Raw genomic sequence first — 1,598 nt, 5'->3', positions numbered from 1 at the left:
GTATTGGCTGCCGACGATGCCCCCGAAGCGCCCTATATCGACGATCGGTCGAGCGCCGACGCGGTTGTCCGTTCGCTGTACAGCGCCATCAGCCGGCACGAATTCGCCCGCGCCTGGGGGTATTTCAGCGATACAAAGCCGGCAAAGGATTTCGACAGTTTCGTCAAGGGTTTTGATGGGACCCACAAGGTCGAGGTCGAGACCGGAGCTGTTTCCGACGAAGGTGCGGCTGGCAGCATTTTCTACAACGTCCCCGTCGCCATTCGCGCGACGGACAAGGCCGGCGGCGAAAAGGTCTTTGCCGGTTGCTATACGCTGCGCCAGGTGAATGCCCAGATCCAGGCGGAGCCGCCCTTCGATCCGATCCATATCGAAAAAGGCGCGCTGAAACCCTCCACCGCCGATTTCGAAGAGGCGCTGCCGCCAAGCTGCGGCGACGGGCCGCCACCGCCAAAGAAAGACACCGCACTGGAGCAGGCCAAGAAGGCCTTTCTGGCAACCTATGGCGACCAGTGCGACAAGCAGTTCCTTGCCAATGAGCCGACCGTTTTTTCGATTAAATACAAGGACAAGGATGCGCAGCCCGGCGAACCCGACAAGGAGACGCGGCTGTTCCATTTTTCCTGTTCGGCCGCGGCCTACAATGAAAGCTCGATCTACTACATGACCGACGACGTGTCGGGCGTGCAGCAGTTGCAGTTCGCCGAGCCCAAGATGGACATCCGCTACGAGAACAATGACAGCAACGGCAAATTGCTGGGCATGAGTATCGTCGGTTTCCAGACGTCCGGCTGGGCGGTCAATTCCGACTATGATGAGGCTGCCCACACGATCACAACATTCAACAAGTGGCGCGGCATCGGCGATGCGTCCGACGCAGGGACGTATCTGTTCCGCAACGGCAATTTTTCGCTGGTCCAGTATGACGTCGATGCGTCCTATGACGGCGAGCAAAATCCGGAGACGGTTGTCGACTATAACACCGCGCCCTGAGCATCACACGAGCTTGCAGGCTGCGTCGATCAGGGCGCCTTCGACAGCATCCAGTTGAGCGTGCCGCGCCAGTCGGTCATGCGGATCGGCGTGCCATGGGTGCCGGTCTCGAAGCGGACGAAGCGGGTCGGATAGGTCTTCGATTTGGTCAGGATCGAGCGAAAGAACGCCTCCTGCTTTGCCACGGGGTAGACGACGTCGTGGCTGCCCTGGCCGAAGAAGACCGGCACGCGGCGCTTGAAGGCCGGGCTGGTGAAAAAGCTCTCATCCCACAGCGAACCGAGCAGCAGCAGGCCATTGATGCGTCCGCCTGTATCCTTGCGCGCGGCCAGCTTCCAGCATAGCGCGCCGCCCATCGAGCCGCAGGCGACGAAGATCTTCGCGCCTGGCGACTGTTCGGCATAATGACCGATCAGCGCCGCCACCTGCGCCGCTCCCTTGTCGCCGAAATCGGGGAAATCAGGACTGAGATAGAGGCCGCCATTGCCGGCCATCAGGTTCTTGAGCCGGTTGAAATTGCCGCCGAAGGTGAAGTCGTCGACACCCTGCTTGCGGCTGCCGCCCTGCCCGTGCAGATAAAGCACGATGATGCCGGCGCCCTCGGT

Annotated in this window: 2 protein-coding genes; one reads left to right on the top strand and one right to left on the bottom strand. The window is 60.9% G+C overall.

From position 1 onward, the window contains the following. The first annotated feature begins 3 nt into the window (after window positions 1-3). On the top strand, window positions 4-993 hold the full coding sequence (locus EN893_RS33080; RefSeq protein WP_128362138.1) for a DUF1176 domain-containing protein: 990 nt from the start codon (window positions 4-6) through the stop codon (window positions 991-993). A 29-nt stretch (window positions 994-1,022) separates the two neighbouring features. On the opposite strand, the gene EN893_RS33075 is transcribed toward EN893_RS33080, so the two are convergent. Then, on the bottom strand, window positions 1,023-1,598 hold a 576-nt coding region (locus tag EN893_RS33075), incomplete at its 5' end, for an alpha/beta fold hydrolase (protein ID WP_348632533.1).

Origin of the sequence: Mesorhizobium sp. M7A.F.Ca.CA.004.04.2.1 (assembly GCF_004022825.1) — a bacterium.
GTDB lineage: Bacteria > Pseudomonadota > Alphaproteobacteria > Rhizobiales > Rhizobiaceae > Mesorhizobium.
This window is presented reverse-complemented; position numbering and strand designations above follow the sequence as displayed.